The organism is Pseudoalteromonas lipolytica, from assembly GCF_001306915.1.
GTDB classification, from domain to species: Bacteria; Pseudomonadota; Gammaproteobacteria; order Enterobacterales; family Alteromonadaceae; genus Pseudoalteromonas; species Pseudoalteromonas simplex.
In genome coordinates this window covers 1-741 of record NZ_LJTC01000038.1, presented here as the reverse complement: position 1 = coordinate 741, position 741 = coordinate 1, and the positions used below count along the sequence as shown (strand labels likewise).

Below are 741 nucleotides of genomic sequence, written 5' to 3'. Positions count from 1 at the left end.
TTATTTGGCGCGGTATGTCCAGCCACAGGCCAAACAGAAGCGTTAGTTAGCCCATTCGTAAATAAAGAAGCAATGACGCAGCATATGCGCCAGATATCACACGCGACACCTGTTGGAAGACACGCTGTCGTGATAATAGATGGCGCAGGCTGGCACACATACGATACAGCTGCAGAATTTAAAAACCTAACCCTGATAAAGCTCCCACCTTATTCACCAGAGCTAAATCCAATAGAGCAAGTATGGAGCTGGATACGACAGCATTGTTTATCCAATAGAGTGTTTTCAGGCTATGACGAAATTGTCGATGAAGTTTCAAAGGCGTGGAATCACTTTATTTCAATCCCGGATCGAGTGAAGAAAATGTGCAATCGGGAATGGATTAAATTGATTTAATCTTTATGCGGAATGGTATAACTCGTGTTGGGTTTCGCTTCGCTCTACCCAACCTACCTGTCTGACAGCTACAAACGCAAAAAAGCCCGACTCTTTCGAATCGGGCTTTCTCTTATTTGGAGCCTGGCGATGACCTACTTTCACATAGCAGCTGCTACACTATCATCGGCGCTGTTTCGTTTCACTACTGAGTTCGGCATGGGGTCAGGTGGGTCCAAAACGCTATTGTCACCAAGCAAATTTGGTTTGTTAATCGCCTTGGCAATTAACTAAAATCTGGAATTCTGATATCAAGTAATTGTCTACTTTAGTAACTTAACTTCTGTCTGTTACGCTGTCATAAAA

Annotated in this window: 1 protein-coding gene and 1 rRNA gene; one reads left to right on the top strand and one right to left on the bottom strand. The window is 43.5% G+C overall.

Annotation, left to right across the window (positions count from 1 at the left end):
* Positions 1–396: IS630 family transposase (locus AOG27_RS20920; RefSeq protein WP_152967180.1), on the top strand; the 396-nt coding region annotated here is incomplete at its 5' end.
* Between the two features lie 121 nt (positions 397–517).
* Here the strand turns inward: AOG27_RS20920 and rrf are convergent.
* Positions 518–632, bottom strand: a 5S ribosomal RNA gene (gene rrf, locus AOG27_RS20915).
* Positions 633–741 lie beyond the last annotated feature (109 nt).